The sequence below is a fragment of the Rodentibacter mrazii genome, assembly GCF_001998825.1.
GTDB lineage: Bacteria > Pseudomonadota > Gammaproteobacteria > Enterobacterales > Pasteurellaceae > Rodentibacter > Rodentibacter mrazii.
Genome location: NZ_MLHG01000051.1, coordinates 1 through 20,839, shown reverse-complemented (window position 1 = coordinate 20,839; position 20,839 = coordinate 1). Strand labels below are relative to the sequence as shown.

The window sequence follows — 20,839 nt, the reverse complement described above, 5'->3', positions numbered from 1 at the left end:
ATAATCCCAAAAGGAGTATGAAATGATCAATGCTTTTACTATCAACGATTCCCGTTTATTTCGGATCGATGAAAATGAAACGGATCTCAATAGCGCAATCTGGCTTGATTTGCTCGAGCCTACCGGTGAAGAGCGTGAAATGCTACAAGAAAGCTTGGGCCAAAGCCTTGCCTCTTTTCTTGAGTTAGAAGATATCGAAGCCTCCGCCCGTTTCTTTGAAGACGAAGACGGCTTACACTTACACTCATTCTTTTACTGTGAAGATGAAAATAACTATGCGGATCTTGCCAGTGTGGCGTTTACCATTCGAGATGGTCGCCTATTTACCTTACGGGATCGGGAGCTGCCCGCATTTCGTTTATATCGTATGCGATCTCGTAGTCAGCGCTTACTGGAATTTAATGCTTATGAAGTGTTACTCGATTTATTTGAAACCAAAATCGAACAACTTGCCGATGTCATCGAAAATGTTTATGCTGACCTCGAAGAATTAAGTCGAGTGATTTTAAACGGCACCCAAGGTGAGGCGTTTGATGAAGCCTTAAATACGCTCACCGAACAGGAAGATACCAGCTCTAAAGTGCGTCTATGCTTGATGGATACCCAACGCGCACTCGGTTTTTTGGTACGCAAAACCCGTTTGCCGGCAAACCAGCTGGAACAGGCTCGAGAAATCCTACGAGATATTGAATCCCTACAACCGCACAACGAATCCTTGTTCCAAAAAGTGAACTTTCTTATGCAAGCGGCAATGGGCTACATTAATATTGAGCAGAATAAAATTATGAAATTTTTCTCGGTAGTATCTGTTATGTTCTTACCGGCAACGTTAGTTGCCTCTACTTATGGAATGAACTTTGAGTTTATGCCGGAACTACATTTTAAATATGGTTACCCAATGGCTATCGGTTTAATGATCGCAGCCGCACTCACCCCGTATATTTATTTTAGACGAAAAGGATGGCTATAATGGAATTATCTCAAACTGCATTATTTGTCGGTTCAATCATCAATCTTTATGCGCTCGTGTTGGTCTTACGCATTTGGCTTCAATTGGCTAGAGTGGATTACTACAATCCCCTTTCACAGTTTGTCGTAAAAATTACAGAACCGGTACTTAAACCCATTCGTAAGATCATGCCGATCGTCAAAAACATTGACACCTCGGCTGTCCTTGTGATCTTTATCCTCGGTGCGCTAAAATCCGTACTTTACTTCGGATTAGCCATTGATGTAATGATACTTTTAGGTCTATTAAGCATTCTAAAAGCAACTGGAATGACGATTTTCTATGTGTTATTTATCGGGGCAATTTCAAGCTGGTTTAATCGTGGCAACAATCCTACTTTCTACGCTTTCTATCAGCTGTCAGAGCCACTATTACGCCCTGTTAGAAAAATTTTGCCAACGATCGGTGTGATTGATTTCTCACCCATGGTGATTGTGTTTATCCTGTTATTTATCAATAACCTGATGATTGATATGTTACAGGGGCTTTGGGTGATCGCCGGATAAAGTGCGGTCATAAAATTACATGTTTTCAGCCACGTTCTACGTGGCTTTTCTTTATGAGATTTATAATATGTCAGCGATCGAAAAAATGTCTGATGGCATTCGCCTGAAGATTTTTTTACAACCCAAAGCCAGCAAAGATCAAATTGTTGGAATACATAATGAAGAACTCAAAATCACCATTACCGCCCCTCCCATAGAGGGGCAAGCAAACGCTCACTTATTAAAATTCTTAAGCAAAATTTTTAAAGTACCGAAAAGCAGTATCCTGCTGGAAAAAGGCGAATTAAATCGGCATAAACAAATTTGGATTCCTAATCCTAAATTAATCCCTCAAGAAATCGAGAATTTGTTATAGAACAAACAAAAAAATCACCGCACTTTACGCCTCTTAGCCTACCAATTTATAGCGTTTTACGATATTCTATGAGCCAATTTTCCCATGTAAAGATCCCGCTAAAGTGCGGTCAAAATTTAAGGTGATTTTATGCAAGAACAATATCGTCCCGATATGATTGAACCGAAAGTTCAGCAATATTGGGCAGAAAATAAAGTCTTTAAAGCGGTTAAAGATGTAAATAAAGAGAAATATTATTGTCTTTCTATGTTCCCATATCCGTCCGGCCGTCTGCATATGGGGCATGTGCGTAACTATACAATTGGTGATGTGGTTTCACGTTATCAACGTATGAACGGTAAAAATGTGTTGCAACCGATTGGTTGGGATGCCTTTGGTTTGCCAGCGGAAGGGGCTGCGATTAAAAATAAAACCGCACCGGCAAAATGGACATACGAAAACATTGAATATATGAAAAACCAGCTCAAAATGTTGGGCTTTGGTTATGATTGGGATCGTGAAATTGCGACCTGTAAACCTGAATATTACAAATGGGAACAATGGTTCTTTACCGAGCTTTACAAAAAAGGCTTGGTGTACAAAAAAACCTCAACGGTAAACTGGTGTCCGAATGATGAAACGGTACTTGCCAACGAGCAAGTGCATGACGGTTGCTGTTGGCGTTGCGATACACCTGTGGAACAAAAAGAAATTCCTCAATGGTTTATTAAAATCACCGATTATGCCGAGCAATTATTAGGTGGGCTGGATAATCTTCCGCAGTGGCCGGATATGGTGAAAACCATGCAACGAAACTGGATCGGTCGTTCAGAAGGGGTAGAAATTACCTTTGATGTCGCAGAAACCGATAAAAAATTAGCAGTTTACACCACCCGCCCCGATACATTCTATGGTGTGAGCTATTTAGGTATTGCCGCCGCTCACCCATTAGCAAGCCTTGCTGCACAAGATAATCCTGAACTGGCCGCATTCATTCAAGAAGCGAAAAATGCGAAAGTTGCCGAAGCCGATCTTGCTACGATGGAGAAAAAAGGGATGGCGACAGGTTTGTTTGCCATTCACCCATTGACCGGTGAAAAATTGCCGATTTGGGTGGCGAATTTCGTATTAATGCACTATGGTACAGGCGCTGTAATGGCAGTACCGGCACACGACCAACGTGACTATGAGTTCGCTCAAAAATACGCTTTACCGTTAAAACAAGTCATCTCGCCACTTGCCGGTCAGGAAATTAATTTAAGCAAAGAAGCCTTCACTGAACATGGAATTTTGGTCAATTCGGCAGAATTTGACGGATTAGATTTCGATGGCGCATTCAACGGCATTGCAGACAAACTTGAAAAATTAGGCATGGGTAAACGCCAAGTCAATTATCGCTTACGTGACTGGGGGGTATCCCGCCAACGTTATTGGGGCGCACCAATTCCAATGCTTACCCTTGAAAACGGCGACGTTGTACCTGCACCATTAGAAGATTTACCGATTATTCTCCCGGAAGATGTGGTGATGGACGGGGTGAAAAGTCCGATTAAAGCTGATCCAAACTGGGCGAAAACCACCTTTAACGGTGCACCAGCATTAAAAGAAACAGACACTTTCGATACATTTATGGAGTCTTCTTGGTATTACGCGCGTTACACCTCACCAACGTTTGCAGAAGCCATGTTGGATAAAGAGGAGGCGAATTATTGGTTACCGGTGGATCAATATATCGGCGGTATCGAGCACGCCACCATGCACTTGTTATACTTCCGTTTCTTCCACAAACTCTTGCGTGATGCCGGATTTATAACCAGCGATGAACCGGCAACCAAATTATTATGTCAAGGTATGGTGCTTGCTGATGCCTTCTATTACACAAGCCCGACCAACGAACGTATTTGGGTCAGCCCAACTCAAGTTACCCTTGAGCGTGATGAGAAAGGTCGTATTATTAAAGCGACCGATCCTGAGGGACGCGAACTTGTGCATTCCGGTATGACCAAAATGTCGAAATCGAAAAATAACGGTATCGACCCGCAAGAGATGGTGGAAAAATACGGTGCGGATACGGTTCGCTTGTTTATGATGTTTGCCTCCCCTGCGGATATGACCCTTGAATGGCAAGAATCAGGTGTGGAAGGGGCGAAACGCTTCTTAGGCAGAGTGTGGAACTTGGTGTATCAATATCAACAAAACCCGGCAAAAACAGATTTAGAAGCGACCGCGCTTTCTGCGGATCAAAAAGCCCTTCGCCGTGAAGTGCATAAAACCATTGCCAAAGTGAGTGACGATATTGGTCGCCGTCAAACCTTTAATACTGCCATTGCAGCAATTATGGAGTTGATGAACAAACTCACCAAAGCCCCATTGGATAGTGATCAGGATCGGGCAGTGATGGCGGAAGCCTTAAGTGCCGTCGTGCGTATGCTTTATCCGATTACCCCACATATTTGCTTTGAGCTATGGCATGCCCTAGGCAACGAAAACAGCATAGACACCGCAGAATGGGTGAAAGCCGATGAAGCGGCGATGGTAGAAGATGAAAAACTCATTGTTGTTCAAGTGAACGGTAAAGTGCGTGGTAAAGTTACCGTTGCCTCAGACGCTGACGAGGAAATGGTAAAAACCATTGCCTTTGCCGATGAAAATGTGAAGAAATTTATTGATGGGCAGCAAATTGTGAAAGTGATTTACGTGTCAGGTAAATTATTAAATGTCGTGGTGAAACCACAATAATCCATAGAAATAACCGCACTTCTTAACAAAGTGCGGTTGATTTTAAAGGTAATTTTTATGATTAAATCAATCAAGAGCTTATTTCTTACGACAATAGTAGCGACACTTTCAGCCTGCGGATGGCACCTTCAAAATGGTGCGTTAATTCCACAGGAATTGCAAACTCTAACCTTCGAAAGTGGAGATCCTTATAGTGAAATGTCAATGGCAATCCGTCGCCAATTACAAATCAATACTGTCAATCTTGTAAAACCAACACAAGGCATACCCGTGTTACGTATCAATAAGCAAACCAGCGATAATCAGGTTGCCTCCATTTTTAAACGTGGACGTGAAGCAGAAAAAGTCTTAACGTTGGAGGTGGAAGCCAGCGTGCGTTTAGCCAATGGTGAAACTTATCCAATCAGTGCAAAAGTAAACCGCACTTTCTTTGATAACTCACGGGCAGCATTGGCAAAAGCAGCCGAACGTGATGTGATTTGGCACGATATGCGTGATCAAGCCGCACGCCAACTTATTACTAAAATGGTGTCATTACAGCAGCAAGTAAAAGGTAAGTAATGAATCGTCTTTTTCCTGAGCAACTAGCCCATCATCTTAGCCAACGTCTCGCCAAGGTATATCTATTGGCTGGGCAAGATCCGCTATTACTCAGTGAAAGCGAAGATACTATTTATCAAACTGCTATTCGACAAGGGTTTGATGAAAAAAATACGGTGCAAATTGATAGCCACACCGATTGGGGGAAACTTATTGAAGTGAACCAGTCTATGGGCTTATTTTTTAACAAACAAATGCTGGTTCTCAATTTACCGGAAAATTTGACCGCACCTTTACAGAAAAATCTACAAGAATTCATTGTTTCATTGACCGAAGATGTTTTGCTCGTTCTCAGCATAACAAAACTCTCCAAAACAATGGAGAAACAAGCTTGGTTTTTGGCACTTAGTCAATATGAACCCGATTTGATATTGATTAATTGCCAAACACCAACGGTTGAAAATCTTCCCCGTTGGGTAAAAAATCGTATCCAATCAATGGGATTAACGGCTGATGATGAAGCCATTCAGCAGCTTTGTTATAGCTATGAAAATAACCTACTTGCATTAAAACAAACTTTGCAACTCTTGGATTTACTTCATCCCGATCACAAACTCAATTATAACCGAGTCATAGAAGTGGTTGAACAATCCTCCATATTTATGCCTTTTCAATGGATTGACGCACTTCTTGCGGGCAAAGTAAATCGTGCCAAACGAATTTTAAGTGGTTTACAAGCGGAGGATATTCAACCAATAATTTTACTTCGCACCTTACAACGTGAATTATTGACAATACTTGAGCTTACAAAACCCCAACAACACATTCGCATAACCGATGCTTTACCTATTCAGCAAATTAAGTCAGAATTTGATCGTCTTAAAATTTGGCAAAATCGCCGACCGCTCTTTTTAACTGCGGTACAGCGATTAAGCTATCAAAAACTCTATGAAATTATCCAAGAATTAGCCAATATTGAACGTCTTGCAAAACAAGAATTTAGCAATAATGTATGGGAACAATTAGCGGATTTATCTGTCAAAATTTGCTCATAACAAATCAGTTTCCGCAATTAAACGCTGAATGAGCTTTGCATTAGCAGGTGGAAATAATCCTGCATCCAATGAACGTTGTTCGATCCAAAAACCCTCTTGCCCTTCACGCCCAAAAGGCTCGCCAATCCATTCGTCCACAACATAAAAAAAGAAGGAAATAATCTTAGTAGGATATTCAAACTGAAAGCGTTCATACAGCTCGGCATTTAATATCACAATACCGATTTCTTCTTCCAATTCACGTTTTAGTGCCTGTTCCGGCGTTTCACCGACATCCACTTTGCCACCGGGGAATTCAAGAGATTGTGCAAAATCCTGTCCTTCCAAGCGCTGCGTTAAATAAATCTGCCCGAATTCATTACGAATAATGCCTGCGGCAACTTGTATTACTGTTTTTTCCATTTTGTTAAATCCAATATGAAAAAGTACGGTCAAAATAACTGCACTTTTAGTGAGTGCCATTAACTATACTTAGCGCGGCTACCATGGCAATGTTTATATTTCTTACCGGAACCGCAAGGGCAGGGTTCATTTCGTCCTACATGGCGATCAGAATAATCTTCCGACTGTTGTGCCGAACTATTTTCATCTACGGGCTTATGGCTCTGAGTTTCACGTGCTGCCATTTCTTGACGAAGACGTTCCGCTTCCTCAACTTCCTCTTGAGTACGAACATGGACACGAGTGAGAGTCGTAATAACCTGATGTTTTAAAGAATCAAGCATTTCCGTAAACATACGGAAAGACTCTTTTTTGTATTCCTGTTTCGGATCTTTTTGTGCATAACCACGTAAATGAATCCCTTGACGAAGATAATCCATCGCTGCCAAGTGTTCTTTCCAAAGCTCATCGAGAGTTTGTAGCATTACACCTTTTTCAAAATGACGCATGGTTTCTTCACCGGCAAGCGCTTCTTTTTCTTTGTATTCTTCTTCTGCAATTTCTACAATGCGTTCACGCAAGTTTTCTTCGTGAAAGTTAGAATCTTCTTCCAACCAATGCCCAATCGGTAATTCCATACCGAATTCTTGTGCAAGGCGTTCTTCAAGCCCTTTGATATCCCACTGCTCTTCCAAAGATTGTGGTGGAATATATTGATCAATCACATTGTTAAATACATCATAGCGAATTGCTTTGATCGTTTCTGAAATATCATCGTTATCCAATAAATGATTACGTTGTTCATAAATGGCGTGACGTTGATCATTAGCAACATCATCATATTCAAGCAAATTTTTACGTCCATCAAAGTGGAAAGCTTCTACTTTTGCTTGTGCAGAGGCGATCACTTTTGCCAACATTTTGGACTCCATCGCCTCACCCGGTACGGTGAAGGCTTTACGCATTAAGTTGAGCTTGCCTTCATTGAGGTAAATTCGCATCAAGCCGTCTTCCAAAGAAAGGTAGAAACGGGACGATCCCGGGTCGCCTTGACGACCGGAACGACCACGCAACTGGTTGTCGATACGGCGTGATTCGTGACGCTCAGTGCCGATAATATGTAAACCGCCGGCTTTCATCACAATGTTGTGATTTTTCTCCCATTCGGCTTTTAACGCATCAAGTTGTTCTTGGGTCGGGTTATCTAATTTAGCAGCCTGCGCTCTCCAGTTACCACCTAGGATAATATCTGTACCACGCCCAGCCATATTGGTTGCAATAGTTACCGCCCCAGGATAACCGGCTTCAGCGACAATTTCCGCTTCCTGCTGGTGGAATTTCGCATTTAATACATTGTGTTTGATACCCGCTTTATCCAAGGCTTTCGATAATTCTTCCGATTTCTCAACAGAGATTGTCCCCACTAATACCGGTTGTTGGCGAGCGATACAATCTTTAATGTCCTCAATAATCGCATTAAATTTGTATTCTTCGTTTTCAAACATCAAGTCTGTGCGATCATCGCGAATCATTGGGCGATTTGTTGGAATCACCACAGTTTCTAAACCATAAATTTGTTGGAATTCAAAGGCTTCGGTATCTGCCGTTCCCGTCATCCCAGCCAATTTCTCATACAAACGGAAGTAGTTTTGGTAAGAAATAGAGGCAACGGTTTGGTTTTCACTTTTAATATCCACCCCTTCTTTGGCTTCAATGGCTTGATGTAAACCGTCAGACCAACGACGCCCAGCCATGGTACGACCGGTATGTTCATCTACGATCACGATTTCGCCATCTTTTACAATATAGTCCACATCACGTTCAAATAAAGTATGGGCGCGTAATGCCGCCATCACGTGGTGTAATAATACAATGCGACCCGGTGAATAGAGCGAATCGCCCTCCGGCATTAACCCTTGTTCAATTAGCCAATTTTCGACTTTTTCCTGTCCACGTTCGGTGAGGTGTGCCTGTTTGGATTTAAGATCTAGCGTGAAATCGCCTTCCCCCTGATATTCCTCAGTGTCTTCTTTTTCTTGTTTAATCAAATTCGGAATCAGTGTATTAACGGCGATATAAAGATCCGAGCTATCCTCCGCCTGACCGGAAATAATTAACGGCGTACGGGCTTCATCAATTAAAATAGAATCCACTTCATCCACCAACGCATAACCTAAGGTGCGTTGGAAACGTTCTTCTTTCGAATGGGCTAAATTATCACGTAAATAGTCAAAACCGAGTTCGCTATTAGTGGCGTAAGTAATATCCGCTGCGTAAGCGGCACGTTTTGCTTCCGGCGGCAAGCCCGGAATATTCACCCCTACACTCATCCCTAAAAATTCAAATAATGGGCGGTTGGTTTCCGCATCACGACGGGCTAAATAGTCGTTCACAGTAACAACGTGTACGCCTTTTCCTTCAAGGGCGATAAGGTAACAAGGTAAGGTTGCGGTTAAGGTTTTCCCTTCACCGGTACGCATTTCCGCAATACAGCGGTTGGTAAGAACCATCCCCCCCACAAGCTGAACATCAAAGTGACGCATTCCCAACACACGCTTACTCGCTTCACGCACCGTAGCAAAGGCTTCCGGTAAAATATCTTGTAAGGTTTCGCCTGCGTTCAAACGCTCACGGAATTCATCAGTTTTAGCACAAAGTTGTTCATCGGTCAGAGCTTCAAATTCCGGCTCCAATTTATTAATTTTGATAACTTGTTTTTTAAGTTTACGTAAAATACGGTCGTTACGACTACCAAAGATTTTTGTTAAAATACTCATAATTTCTCTTTAAAAAATAATAGGTTAGAATAATCAATATGTGAAATTTCTTAAATTTTTCATATCACAATGATCTTATAATACGAACTTTCCAAATTCGTACGATTATAGAAAATCAGAAATTAAATGAGTAAAGGACCTGCACGGATAGGCGCTAGAGGATTCAATACCTCCACAATAAAGTACGGTTGAATTTCAACTTGTTTTTTTGTTGAATGGGAAATAGAAGGTTGCTGGAATTGTTGATGTTGCTCACTGTGCAACACTTTTACTGTTTCCAACACTTGTTGAACCGACACGTTGGATGAATAGTTTTCCGCCGGCTGATTTTCTAAACTTTGAGCATTAGGTAAGGCAAAGATAGCGATCATACTTAAAAGTAATCGCGACCAAAAATTCGGTTTGGTTTTGCCTGAAATCATCATCTCGTTGTTTATTAAAAAAATTGCGTGTATTGTAGCGGAAATCTAAACTGATGTCATTTATTGGGGTTATTTCATGAAAAACAAGGTAGAACGTTATCAAAAGGCCGTGAATATTGTCGAGATAATGGAACAATCATCCTTTGCTCAAATAATGCAAAAAGGTTTAGCAATACATGAATTAAACCAAAAAGTTAACCGCACTTTCCCTCAAGAATTTCAGGGTTTATTTCGTATAGGTCAGATAAACGGGGATACCATATTTATTGAAGTAGCAAATGCGATTGTTAGACAGGGAATGCTATTTCGCCAACTAGATTTATTAACATTGATTCAAAAAGATTACCCACAGGTAAAAAGACTTGATTTGAAGGTCAGTCCTGAATTTAACAGCGCTATGCCTTAAAAATTGCAATCAACTCTTTCACCTTTACTCGTTTTTCTGAATTTTGGCTAATTGAACGCTGCACTTTGACCCGTTTAAATTTTGCGCCTTTGTAAATCTCTCGGGTAAATTTTATATCATGGTTAGAAATCAAAACAGGTATCTGTTTTTCCTTTTGTACTTTTTTTGCGAGTTCCGCTAAGGCTCGTTGATGTTCTAAATCAAATTCATTGCCTGCATAGCCGGTAAAATTAGTCATTTGTTGCAAGGGCGCATAGGGTGGGTCACAGTAAATCACCGATGTTTTATCCGCCAATTCAAAGGTTTGTTTAAAATCACTACATAAAAAAACCGCACTTTGAGCTTTGTGCGCAAAATAACGCAGTTCATCCTCTGGGAAATAATGGGTTTTATAATCACCAAAAGGCACATTAAATTCATTTTTACTGTTATAACGACACAGCCCATTAAAACCAAATCGATTTAGATAAAGAAAAATGACGGAACGTTCAAAGGGATCACGGGACTCATTGAATTGTTGGCGTTTCGCATAATAGTAATCGGGCGTATTGGCTTGAGGTGAAAAGAAAATCGGTTTACAAGCGTCAATATATTGATCTACGTTATCTTTAACAATATTAAATAAATTAATCAAATCAGGGTTAATATCCGCCAGAATATAGCGCTCAAAGTTAGAATTTAAAAATACGGCGCCTGCGCCCACAAAAGGTTCAATCAAACATTGCTTTTTCTTTGGAAAGGCTTTGTTAATATCGTCCGTTAATCGAAATTTACCGCCCGCCCATTTCAAAAACGGGCGGTGCTTTATCTTAGATTTAATTTGTTTTTTCGGACGTAACATTTTAGTCCGCTTGAGAACAACGGCGGATAGCATTTAGCACAAGCTTATGCTCCGTGTCTGCTGCCACATAAGCTTGTCCTAGCGATTTAAGCAATACAAGGCGTAACTTACCGGCGAGTACTTTTTTATCGCGCATCATATGAGGCAGGTAGTCTTCCGGTTGCATACCATCCGGTGATACGGTGGGTAAATTGGCACGGGCAAGTAATTTTTCTAAACGGGCGACATCTTCTACGGAAATATGGTCTAATTCCTCTGAAAGTGCGGCAGCCATCATCATTCCCACAGAAACCGCTTCACCATGTAACCAGTTACCATAGCCAAGATGTGTCTCAATCGCGTGACCAAAAGTATGCCCAAGATTGAGTAAGGCACGATCACCTTTCTCCGTTTCATCGCGAGCCACAACATCCGCTTTTATTTGGCAGCAGCGCGCAATACAATGCTGAAGAGCCTCTTGTTTCAGCGCAACAAGATCATCAATATTCTTTTCTAACCATTCAAAAAACTCATAGTCTAGAATTGCACCATATTTAATGACTTCTGCAAGACCTGCATTGACTTCACGTTTTGGCAAGGTATTCAGCGTAAGCGTATCAATCATCACCGCAGTAGGTTGATAAAACGCACCAATCATATTCTTACCAAGCTCATGATTGACTGCGGTCTTCCCTCCTACGGAAGAATCTACTTGAGAAAGTAAGGTAGTCGGAATTTGAATTAAACGGACTCCGCGCTGATAGCTTGCCGCAGCAAAACCTGCAACATCTCCGATAACCCCTCCACCAAGTGCAATAATTGTTGTATCACGACCATGGTTACCTTGTAAAAGTTTGGTAAAAATCAGATTGAGAGAATCAAGCGTCTTATATTTTTCACCGTCAGGTAGCAAAATATGATCAACAACACAACCTCGTTTTTCAAGAGTATCGGTCACTGTTTTCAGATAAAATCGTGCGACTGTCGGATTGCTTACAATCATCACTCGTCCTCCGTCTTCAACCGGATAGCGTTGTTCGTCTTGTAACAAATCACTACCGATTAAAATCGGATAACGACGTTCTTGTAATTCCACATTTATGCACCGCATAATTTATCCTTACAATAATAATTAAATACAGCTAATTAAAGCTAAAGCGAACCATTAAGTCCATTCATATTATCAATTAAATCAATAATTTGATTTACCATCACTTTGGCATTTTGGTCATCGGTCGGAAGAGTAATATCGGCAATTTCTTCATATAACGGGTTACGGATTTTCGCGAGGTCTTCCAATACTTTGCGAGGATCTTCCACATCTTGCAAGAGAGGGCGTTTTTTATCCCGTTGTGTACGTTGGAATTGTTTATCTACGGTCGTTTCCAAATAAATCACAATGCCACGTGCCGATAAATAGTTACGGCTGTCCTTTGAAAGAACCGTTCCGCCACCGGTCGAGAGAACAATACCTTGCATTTGGGTTAATTCATTAATGATACGTTCTTCACGTTTACGAAAGCCGTCTTCGCCTTCTAAATCAAAAATCCAACCGATATCTGCGCCCGAACGTTCTTCAATCACAGCATCAGAATCTAAAAAATCCATATTTAACTGTTGGGCTAATTGACGACCAATTGTGCTTTTACCTGCGCCCATTGGCCCTATTAAAAAAATATTACGTTTCTCTGCCATTACTCTTTTTTCTAATGATAAATTTACTCAAATTGATCTTTTTAATACCAAGCGAAACCATGAAATGAAGGTCGCCAAAAGATCACCCAAAAAATAATGGGGATTATCGCAATAAACCACCTTAATTTTCAACCTTTAAAGGGAATTTATTTTTCAATAAGCCTAAAGTGCGGTCAAAAATCGTTTAATTTTTGCTTACCTACTAAAGTAGTGATTAAATTTTCCTTTCCGTTTGATCTCGTAGCAACAATTTTTATAGAAAATTCTAAACATTGAATTTATCCCCTATTTGCCATACCCGACGAATAAAAGGAATAATTTCAACTAAAGCACGATCAATTGAAATCAAGCCTAAATTCATTTGTGTTTCTTTACCGGCTGGCGGACAAAATGCAAGGTGCTTATCCGGATCATTAATCGGTCTCCAACGCCTTGGTTGAGAGGAACGGGTATTAGGATAAAAGCCTACCGTTGGAACATTAAAGGCACTACTTAAATGCAAAGGTCCTGTTGACCCCGCTATAAATAAATCCGCACAAGCTAGGGAATGAGCAAAATCAACCAAGCCATTATTTTTATCATAAATAACCACACGTGAATCACTCACTAATTGAGCAAGTTCATGGGCTTTTTCACTTTCACTGGGGCCGGCTGTGAGCACAATTTGACAATCAAACTCGGCGAGTAATCCTTGAATTAATTCGGCATATTGAGCAAGTGAAAGATTGGTTGCCGATCCCCCTGTACCGCTATGCACAAAAATCCATTTTTTATCCGTTGAAAGCCCTAAGTTTTTTTGTAAAAAAACACGCTGATTTTCAACCACACTTTTATCAAATGCAAGATAAGGCGGTTTGGGTTCAACAATCGGTATATTGTATTTTTTTAAAAAAGCCCGAACTAAATCCTGATTATATTCCGCTTCCGATTTTTCTGAACGGGAACGGCGTTGCGTAAGACGATGATTATAAAAAAATTGAACCAGCTTTGTTGCCGGTGCAAGGCGATATTTAATACCGCTTTTCCAGGCTAATTTAGCGTTATGCGTATTGGAAAAAAAACTGATCATCGCATCAAAATTTCTTGACCTAATTTCATGGACAAGGCGCTTGAAATCTTCTTTATCGTCTTTTTTACTATCAACAATCACATCATCCAAATAAGGACAAATTTCTGCAAGCGGTGCAGTATAACTCGGCACAAGTGCGGTCAATTTTAGTAAAGGATTTGAGGCTTTCAGCATGGCAAAAGCCGGCCACGCTTGCATAAAATCACCCAGTTTATCATTACGAATAACCAGAATTTTTTCCATTACACTTGCTCCAAAGATTGTCTTTTTTCACTTTGTTTTAACATGGCATAAAACACTGTTGTTAAGAAAAAATAGAAAATATTACCGGAATTATGCGCAAAAAAACCTTGGCTCAAACAATAAATCATAACCGACAAAATATGCACCACACCTAATGTGGCAATTAATTTTGTTTCTGGAGAATCGCTGTTTAAACGGCGTTTAAATTGATATAGTGGCACCAACAAAATACCTAAAAATGTGATGAATCCAACAATACCCCGCTTAGAGAAATCATCAAGATATTGATTGTGAGCGTGAGTAAATTGCCCAATATTACTTGCTACTGCTTTCATTTTGACATCCTGTTTACGCTTTTCTGTCGCTCCTTTTTCTCCCCAGCCTAAAATTGGTTTTTCTTTTATCATTTGAACCGCACTTTTCCACATTTCAAAGCGCGCCCCAATAGATGTATTGGCATTGTTATTTCCATAGTTGGCAATATCATGCTGAATTAAGGAAAGGCGTTCCATCACTCGACTATTTGGAATTTGGCTAACACCGACTACAGCCACTAAAAATACTCCCACGACACTAAGAAAAAAGCCTTTTAATAATGAATGACGATAAATCCACAACACCGCAATCAGCATAAAAGGCAAGGCAACCCATCCCCCGCGAGCGGTAGAAAGAATACTTCCCAATATGCCAAAGAAGGAGGCGAAAATACAAAGTGCAGTCATTTTTTTCTGTGATTTTTGCCTGTAATAAAGCCCAATCAAAATACTAAATAAGCCTAATGACATCGCAATGTCACCACCTTGAATCTGCATAGTTCGGGGAGAATATGCCATAGGGCTATGTAAAATAAATTTATCATAAAGAGCAACTAATCCGGCAATGAGCGAGCCTAATGGGATCGCATAAATGACCGAACATAATTTTAACGGCATTCTTAATAGGAGAATTAAACCCGGAATTAATAGAATAGCACGACTTGGATTATCTAATTCTCTTCCTTTTCCACCCGCTATTAACAATGAAAGTACAAATACCAAAAAATAAAAAATATAGCTATAAATTAGCCATTTATCCTCTTGAGACAAGTTCCATTTAAACTTTTTAATTAATCCGTAAATACCGTAACCAATCCCTAAAGCGATTAACAAGAACGGTGCAATATTATGTCCGCCTTTAAATGCTAACACTGATAAAAAAAAGAAACTGATACTAAAGTTTGCAAGAAAAGGCAATAGATTTTGTTTTGAAATTTGCATAAACAATCACCAAAAAATAAAAAAACCGCACTAAAAAGTGCGGTCGTATTTTATGCTATTTTTGTGGATTATAAAACATCAACACAGTTTAAGTCTTCGAAAGATTGTTCTAAGCGTTTAGACATAGATTCTTCCATTTTTCGTAACCAAACACGCGGATCGTAGTATTTTTTATTCGGTACGTCCGGACCTTCAGGGTTACCCAATTGACCTTGTAAATAGGCTTCGTTTGCTTTGTAGAACTCGAGAATACCATTCCAAGATGCCCATTGTGTGTCGGTATCAATATTCATTTTGATTGCACCGTAGCCGATTGCTTCACGGATTTCTTCACGAGAAGAACCAGAACCGCCATGGAATACAAAGTTGATTGGTTTAGCCTGAAGATTACGTTCTTTTGCCACAAATTCTTGTGATGCGCCTAAGATAGACGGTTTTAATTTTACGTTACCCGGTTTATACACACCGTGCACATTACCGAATGCCGCCGCAACAGTAAAGTTCGGGCTGACAGGATTTAATTGATCATAAACATATAATACGTCTTCCGGCTGGGTGTAGAGTTTGGATTCTTCAACATTAGAATTATCTACGCCGTCTTCTTCACCACCGGTGATACCGATCTCGATCTCAAGGGTCATACCCATTTTATCCATACGGGCAAGGTATTCACGACAAATAGCCATATTTTCTTCCATTGGCTCTTCAGATAAATCGATCATATGAGAAGAGAATAACGGACGACCGGTTTCAGCAAAGTGTTTTTCACCTGCTTCTAATAAACCGTCAATCCATGGAAGTAATTTTTTCGCTGCGTGGTCAGTGTGAAGAATAACCGGCACACCATATTCTTTTGCAAGAGTATGTACATGTTTCGCTCCGGCAATTGCACCTAACACATCGGCACGTGCGCCTGACGCAGGTTTAATACCTTTACCCGCATAGAAAGACGCACCGCCGTTAGAAAATTGAATAATGACCGGCGCTTTTACACGTGCCGCCGTTTCCAATACCGCATTAACAGAATCAGAACCCACACAGTTTACCGCAGGGATTGCGAAATTATGTTCTTTCGCATAAGCAAATACTTTCTGAACATCTTCACCGGTTAATACACCCGGTTTTACGATATCTAATAAACCCATCTTGTTGTTTCCTTCTTTAGCTATTGAGAATTTTTGCATTGTGTGTAGGTCATTCAACCCACACACCATCACCATATTCGGTTAATTAACCGTTAGCACGTTTTTCAAGAATTTCTACAGCCGGTAATACTTTACCCTCTACAAATTCGAGGAACGCACCGCCACCGGTTGAAATGTAAGAAATTTTATCCGCAATGCCGAATAAATCAATCGCTGCAAGAGTATCGCCTCCACCGGCAATAGAGAACGCTTCGCTATTGGCAATGGCATGGGAAATCACTTCAGTTCCCTTACGGAAATTAGGGAATTCAAATACCCCTACCGGACCATTCCATAAAACGGTTTTTGCATTTTTGATGATTTCAGCCAACTGTTCTGCTGATTTATCACCAATATCAAAAATGGATTCATCATCTTTCACTTCAGTCACAGATTTTTCTGTTGCCGGTGCAGTTTCAGAAAATTCTGTTCCTACTCGAACATCAACCGGAACCGGAATATCCGTGCTTGCCGCTAATTCTTTTGCCACAGGAATTAAATCTTCCTCGTACAAAGATTTTCCTACGTTATGACCGGCTGCTGCAATGAAAGTATTTGCGATACCGCCACCCACGATAATTTGGTCAGCAATTTTTGAAAGAGAATTTAACACTTCCAATTTTGTGGAAACTTTAGAACCGCCTACAATTGCCACCATTGGGCGAGCAGGTTCTTTCAAGGCTTTACCTAAAGCATCTAACTCAGCGGCAAGCAATGGACCTGCACAAGCAATCGGCGCAAATTCGGCAACACCATAAGTTGAAGCTTGCGCACGGTGTGCAGTACCGAATGCATCCATCACAAACACATCACAAAGTGCGGCATATTTTTTCCCTAATTCAGGAGCGTTTTTCTTTTCACCTTTGTTTACACGGACGTTTTCCAGAACAACGATTTCGCCTTCTTTCACATCCACGCCATCAAGGTAATCACGCACTAAACGCACAGGAACATCAAGATGTTCGTTCAAATAATCAACAACCGGTTGTAAAGAATCCTCAGGCTTAAATTCACCTTCAGTCGGACGCCCCAAGTGAGAAGTCACCATCACTTTCGCCCCTTTTTCAAGAGCTAATTTCAAAGTAGGGATGGTTGCACGGATACGCGCGTCGGAAGTCACTTTGCCGTCTTTTACCGGTACATTAAGATCTGCGCGAATAAACACCCGTTTGCCCGCTAAATCTAAGTCGGTCATTTTGATTACTGACATAATCTATCCTCTTGGTTAGTTAAAATTAAAGCTCTGCCTATTATACCTAGATCTCGCTAGGTTGTAACGATTTAGATCAAAGAAACACCTATTACTTCTGACAATCAATCACTTGCCATTGCTTGTTATAACAAATGAACAATTCATTTCGGCTTGCGCCAAGATAGGCGTTTTTAAACTGTGGATTGTGTTGTTTCATCCAACGGAATAATTCACGTCGGCTTAAATTTTCTTTCGGTAAACGTAGCCCATTAAATAATTCCTGTTCTTTCGCAAAATATTGCTCTGCGGAACTAAAAGCACAACTACCGTGTTTTTCCCACTCCCCTTGTAATAATTTAGCACCGGGAGAAAGCGTCAAATAGGGTTCAATAACTGATTTTGGTAATGCAGACAAATCACCTTGACAAAATCGAGGGTGATCAGCAACAGAGCGTGCGTTGGCATTTTGTGGCCATAAACCATGTACAACCCAGCCGAAAGAACGATTCATTCCGCATTGATATTGCGCTGATGGGGGTAACTGATCTCCATATTTTTCATACTGTGAATCACAAAACCCCGGTGACCAAGAAAGCACCAACATATAATAATCCACCGGTGCATTGGCATTTTGTCCGATAGGATCATCACGCATTACTACATCGTAATCGGCAAAAATATTGCTATTTTTAACTGCACTTTTATCCGTTTTAGTTACGACGGAAGAGCCGGATTGATGAGAAAATTTTGGATTTTCGCTAAAATATTGCCAAATACTGAATGCCGCAAGGGCAATAATGGAAAGTGTGGAAATTTGTTTTTTCATAAAATATGTTTGTTTTGTCAATTCTATATTTGTCGGCTATAATTCGCCGCCTTCACATTTAACATCCTAAAGGATCACAATGGCACTACTCATCACCCATAAATGTACTAACTGCGATATGTGTCTGCCGGAATGTCCCAACGAGGCAATTTCCATCGGTGATGAGATTTATGTGATTGATCCTATACTTTGTACCGAATGTGTTGGTCATTATGACACGCCAACCTGTCAAAAAGTTTGCCCAATCACGAACTGTATTAAACCCGACCCTGACCACCAAGAAACGGAAGAACAGCTTTGGGAACGTTTTGTGATGATTCACCATTCCGATAAACTTGAAGGTTAAACCATGTTTTCTCGAATGAATAAAGCAAAGTTACTCAAAATCGTGGTGATTTTGATTTATCTGTTTAGCCCTATCGATATTCTACCGGAAGCGATACTCGGCCCGATGGGATTAGTGGATGATGCGGCAGCAATTGGGTTATTGATAAAGATTTTACTGAGTAAATAAGGATTGCGTAGGGATGCCGGCGTAGCATCCCTTTCTGTTTCCAACCCATTTAAAACGATTTCTCAAAAATCACATTTAGGTTCTGGCGGTTGTAAGAATACAGGGTTGGAATATTACTTTTTTGTTTGCGGTAAGAAAATTGCAATTTGGGTGTGATACCGAGAATATGCCAATCCCGTTTCCATAAGGTTAAATTCACATTGAAAATGCGATCTTTACGCACTTTGCCCAAGGCAATCAATCCACCTAGCACCGCTTCGTCTTTGTAGTGTCGTTGTGAAATGCCGAAAGCCAAACGGCTTGAAATGCCTTTGCTCCACTCTTGCCCCCAGCCTAAACGGAGAGACTTAGTGTCTGAGCTATACTGCTTCACCCTTGTAGTTTCTCGGTTGAAATCACCGCCAAAGTAGAAAAATTGCTGCGGTGTTCTTGCCCAAACCAGTGTGGCGGAAATCAGTTTTCGGTTGCCATCTTGGCTTCGGGTATCGAAATAACGCTGTTTGGCAAATTCTGCGGCGCTTGAAAGTTGCCAATTCGGGTTAAGCCAATGGTTCAATTCCAATCTTGCACCATTTGCCCATTGGTAGCTTTCGCCGCCATACCAACGCTTTTCATAAAAAGGCATCAGGCTCAACGTTGATTGTGCCGTTTTATAACGCAGCCCAAGAGAAGTGCGGTTGTAAATATCATCATAATCGTGATTATCCCAATAACTTTTGCCGAACAACTCGTTTTCAAAGGCGAGATAATAACGATTACCAAGGTTAAAATCTTTGCCTAGGGAAAAACTGTAAGCAATACCGTGTGCGGTTTGCGGCATCATATCGTCATTTTTCACATAGCCCGTTTGCTCAATATCTCTATTGTCTGCGGTGTTATTCACGTTGGTATCACGCACATAATAGGCACTGGCGGAAATTTGCCACGCATCCCGTTCCTGCAAAGCCTCTAAATAAGCATTGATAAGCTGTTGCACTTGGGCAGGCGTGGAGGGATCGCTTAAGGCTTTTTGAAATTGCGCTGTGGCGGCGGTGTTTTGTTTATCCTGAAATAAGGCAATGGCAAGTTCAATGCGCACGGGGTTAAGATCTGCCCGTTCTGCCAACATTTCACGATAAACCCGAATGGCTTTGCTCAATTCCCCGCTTAATGCTGCGTGCTTTGCTTCCGCAAATTGGACGAGTAAGCGGTCGTTTTCAGGAAACGTTTTGTAAATTGCCAACAATTTCTTAATCAACTGTGGTTCACGGGCGTAAATGACTTGGGTTAAGAGTTGTTGGGTTAAAGTCGGGTTGTTTTTTAAATCTTCCTCAGTGACGGTCATCGGCATAGCATTTTGCCCGAGTGGAGCCACTGCCAGCTCCGCTTTTTTCGGCGTTGCTACTTTGATTTTTTGTTCCGGCTCGGCAAGATTTGCCGAGGCGGGGAAGGTTAAAAATAAGGGGAAAAGTGCGGTTAGGAATTTGAGTGTTTTCATAGTGTTTTAGTTTCTTTTTTGCCTATTTTCATTATCAATTACCTGATTATTTATATCATTATTCTTATCCGATTGAGATAGATCTTTTAATATAAAATTAACTATAAAGAAATTGATAAAAGAAGATAGATATAATACAAATGCAGACCATCCCCAATCTGGTATACAATCAAGAAAACTATTTGGAATAATTTTAGACACTATAAAATATATGTAATTCCAGTAAATAATAATGGGAAATAAACAATATTCATTAAAGATAAAATATTATTCTTATCATTCGATTTATTCTTATGAAAACAGCATAAGACTAATAGCCCTACTCCTAATAGAATAAAAGCAATATTTGTATGTTTAATATATTCAATGGGGAAAATAGAGGTAATATAGGCGT

22 protein-coding genes are annotated in these 20,839 nt (G+C 40.6%); 9 read left to right on the top strand and 13 right to left on the bottom strand.

Annotated features, from left to right (window positions below; genetic code table 11):
* Positions 1-22 precede the first annotated feature (22 nt).
* From corA to holA, 6 genes are all read left to right on the top strand, one after another.
* Positions 23-970: a magnesium/cobalt transporter CorA gene (gene corA / locus BKK47_RS08115; protein WP_077494356.1), complete on the top strand. Its 948-nt coding sequence runs from the start codon at positions 23-25 to the stop codon at positions 968-970.
* The gene (locus BKK47_RS08110; RefSeq protein ID WP_077494355.1) at positions 970-1,515 is read left to right on the top strand and encodes a YggT family protein; all 546 of its coding nucleotides are present in this window, start codon (positions 970-972) and stop codon (positions 1,513-1,515) included. Before corA ends, BKK47_RS08110 begins: the two co-directional genes overlap by 1 nt.
* A 67-nt stretch (positions 1,516-1,582) precedes the next feature.
* Positions 1,583-1,870 carry a DUF167 family protein YggU gene (gene yggU / locus BKK47_RS08105; protein ID WP_077494397.1) on the top strand — a complete coding sequence of 96 codons (288 nt, stop codon included), beginning with the start codon at positions 1,583-1,585 and terminating at the stop codon, positions 1,868-1,870.
* 129 nt (positions 1,871-1,999) lie between these two features.
* Positions 2,000-4,588: a leucine--tRNA ligase gene (gene leuS, locus BKK47_RS08100; RefSeq protein ID WP_077494354.1), complete on the top strand. Its 2,589-nt coding sequence runs from the start codon at positions 2,000-2,002 to the stop codon at positions 4,586-4,588.
* Between the two features lie 57 nt (positions 4,589-4,645).
* Positions 4,646-5,149: an LPS-assembly lipoprotein LptE gene (locus BKK47_RS08095; RefSeq protein ID WP_077494353.1), complete on the top strand. Its 504-nt coding sequence runs from the start codon at positions 4,646-4,648 to the stop codon at positions 5,147-5,149.
* Positions 5,149-6,183: a DNA polymerase III subunit delta gene (gene holA / locus BKK47_RS08090; RefSeq protein ID WP_077494352.1), complete on the top strand. Its 1,035-nt coding sequence runs from the start codon at positions 5,149-5,151 to the stop codon at positions 6,181-6,183. The genes BKK47_RS08095 and holA overlap by 1 nt, the downstream gene beginning before the upstream one ends.
* Here holA and mutT read toward each other — a convergent pair.
* The 3 genes from mutT to secM form a co-directional block, all read right to left on the bottom strand.
* The gene (gene mutT, locus BKK47_RS08085; RefSeq protein WP_077494396.1) at positions 6,178-6,585 is read right to left on the bottom strand and encodes an 8-oxo-dGTP diphosphatase MutT; all 408 of its coding nucleotides are present in this window, start codon (positions 6,583-6,585) and stop codon (positions 6,178-6,180) included. The genes holA and mutT overlap by 6 nt on opposite strands.
* 59 nt (positions 6,586-6,644) lie before the next feature.
* The gene (secA, locus tag BKK47_RS08080; RefSeq protein ID WP_077494351.1) at positions 6,645-9,341 is read right to left on the bottom strand and encodes a preprotein translocase subunit SecA; all 2,697 of its coding nucleotides are present in this window, start codon (positions 9,339-9,341) and stop codon (positions 6,645-6,647) included.
* Positions 9,342-9,463: 122 nt separating this feature from the next.
* Positions 9,464-9,763, bottom strand: coding sequence for a secA translation cis-regulator SecM (gene secM / locus BKK47_RS08075; protein WP_077494350.1), 300 nt, complete (start codon positions 9,761-9,763; stop codon positions 9,464-9,466).
* A 76-nt stretch (positions 9,764-9,839) separates the two neighbouring features.
* Between secM and BKK47_RS08070 the strand changes: the two genes are divergently transcribed.
* Complete coding sequence (locus BKK47_RS08070; protein WP_077494349.1) at positions 9,840-10,169, top strand: DciA family protein; 330 nt, start codon at positions 9,840-9,842, stop codon at positions 10,167-10,169.
* Here the strand turns inward: BKK47_RS08070 and BKK47_RS08065 are convergent.
* From BKK47_RS08065 to BKK47_RS08030, 8 genes are all read right to left on the bottom strand, one after another.
* Positions 10,159-11,010: a Dam family site-specific DNA-(adenine-N6)-methyltransferase gene (locus tag BKK47_RS08065; RefSeq protein ID WP_077475689.1), complete on the bottom strand. Its 852-nt coding sequence runs from the start codon at positions 11,008-11,010 to the stop codon at positions 10,159-10,161. The genes BKK47_RS08070 and BKK47_RS08065 overlap by 11 nt on opposite strands.
* Before the next feature lies 1 nt (position 11,011).
* On the bottom strand, positions 11,012-12,100 hold the full coding sequence (gene aroB, locus BKK47_RS08060) for a 3-dehydroquinate synthase (protein ID WP_077494348.1): 1,089 nt from the start codon (positions 12,098-12,100) through the stop codon (positions 11,012-11,014).
* A gap of 41 nt (positions 12,101-12,141) precedes the next feature.
* Entirely contained in the window at positions 12,142-12,684 is a 543-nt protein-coding gene (gene aroK, locus BKK47_RS08055; protein WP_077494347.1) for a shikimate kinase AroK, read from the bottom strand.
* A 265-nt stretch (positions 12,685-12,949) separates the two neighbouring features.
* Positions 12,950-13,996 (bottom strand): glycosyltransferase family 9 protein, encoded by a 1,047-nt coding sequence (locus BKK47_RS08050; RefSeq protein ID WP_077494346.1) that lies wholly within the window; start codon positions 13,994-13,996, stop codon positions 12,950-12,952.
* The gene (locus BKK47_RS08045; RefSeq protein ID WP_077494345.1) at positions 13,996-15,252 is read right to left on the bottom strand and encodes an O-antigen ligase family protein; all 1,257 of its coding nucleotides are present in this window, start codon (positions 15,250-15,252) and stop codon (positions 13,996-13,998) included. Before BKK47_RS08045 ends, BKK47_RS08050 begins: the two co-directional genes overlap by 1 nt.
* Positions 15,253-15,320: 68 nt before the next feature.
* The gene (gene fbaA / locus BKK47_RS08040) at positions 15,321-16,397 is read right to left on the bottom strand and encodes a class II fructose-bisphosphate aldolase (RefSeq protein ID WP_077494344.1); all 1,077 of its coding nucleotides are present in this window, start codon (positions 16,395-16,397) and stop codon (positions 15,321-15,323) included.
* 85 nt (positions 16,398-16,482) lie between these two features.
* A complete protein-coding gene (gene pgk / locus BKK47_RS08035; protein ID WP_077494343.1) occupies positions 16,483-17,646 on the bottom strand; it encodes a phosphoglycerate kinase in 1,164 nt (387 codons plus the stop codon).
* A 91-nt stretch (positions 17,647-17,737) separates the two neighbouring features.
* Positions 17,738-18,454 carry a ribonuclease T2 family protein gene (locus tag BKK47_RS08030; protein ID WP_077494395.1) on the bottom strand — a complete coding sequence of 239 codons (717 nt, stop codon included), beginning with the start codon at positions 18,452-18,454 and terminating at the stop codon, positions 17,738-17,740.
* A 79-nt stretch (positions 18,455-18,533) separates the two neighbouring features.
* On the opposite strand from BKK47_RS08030, the gene BKK47_RS08025 reads away from it, so the two are divergent.
* Positions 18,534-18,800, top strand: a complete 267-nt coding sequence (locus tag BKK47_RS08025; RefSeq protein WP_077494342.1) for a YfhL family 4Fe-4S dicluster ferredoxin — start codon at positions 18,534-18,536, stop codon at positions 18,798-18,800.
* 15 nt (positions 18,801-18,815) lie between these two features.
* Positions 18,816-18,968 carry a DUF1232 domain-containing protein gene (locus BKK47_RS08020; RefSeq protein WP_077494394.1) on the top strand — a complete coding sequence of 51 codons (153 nt, stop codon included), beginning with the start codon at positions 18,816-18,818 and terminating at the stop codon, positions 18,966-18,968.
* 49 nt (positions 18,969-19,017) lie between these two features.
* On the opposite strand, the gene BKK47_RS08015 is transcribed toward BKK47_RS08020, so the two are convergent.
* Both BKK47_RS08015 and BKK47_RS12620 read right to left on the bottom strand, forming a co-directional pair.
* Positions 19,018-20,445 (bottom strand): surface lipoprotein assembly modifier, encoded by a 1,428-nt coding sequence (locus BKK47_RS08015; protein ID WP_077494341.1) that lies wholly within the window; start codon positions 20,443-20,445, stop codon positions 19,018-19,020.
* A gap of 200 nt (positions 20,446-20,645) precedes the next feature.
* Positions 20,646-20,839: hypothetical protein (locus tag BKK47_RS12620; RefSeq protein WP_208603970.1), on the bottom strand; the 194-nt coding region annotated here is incomplete at its 5' end.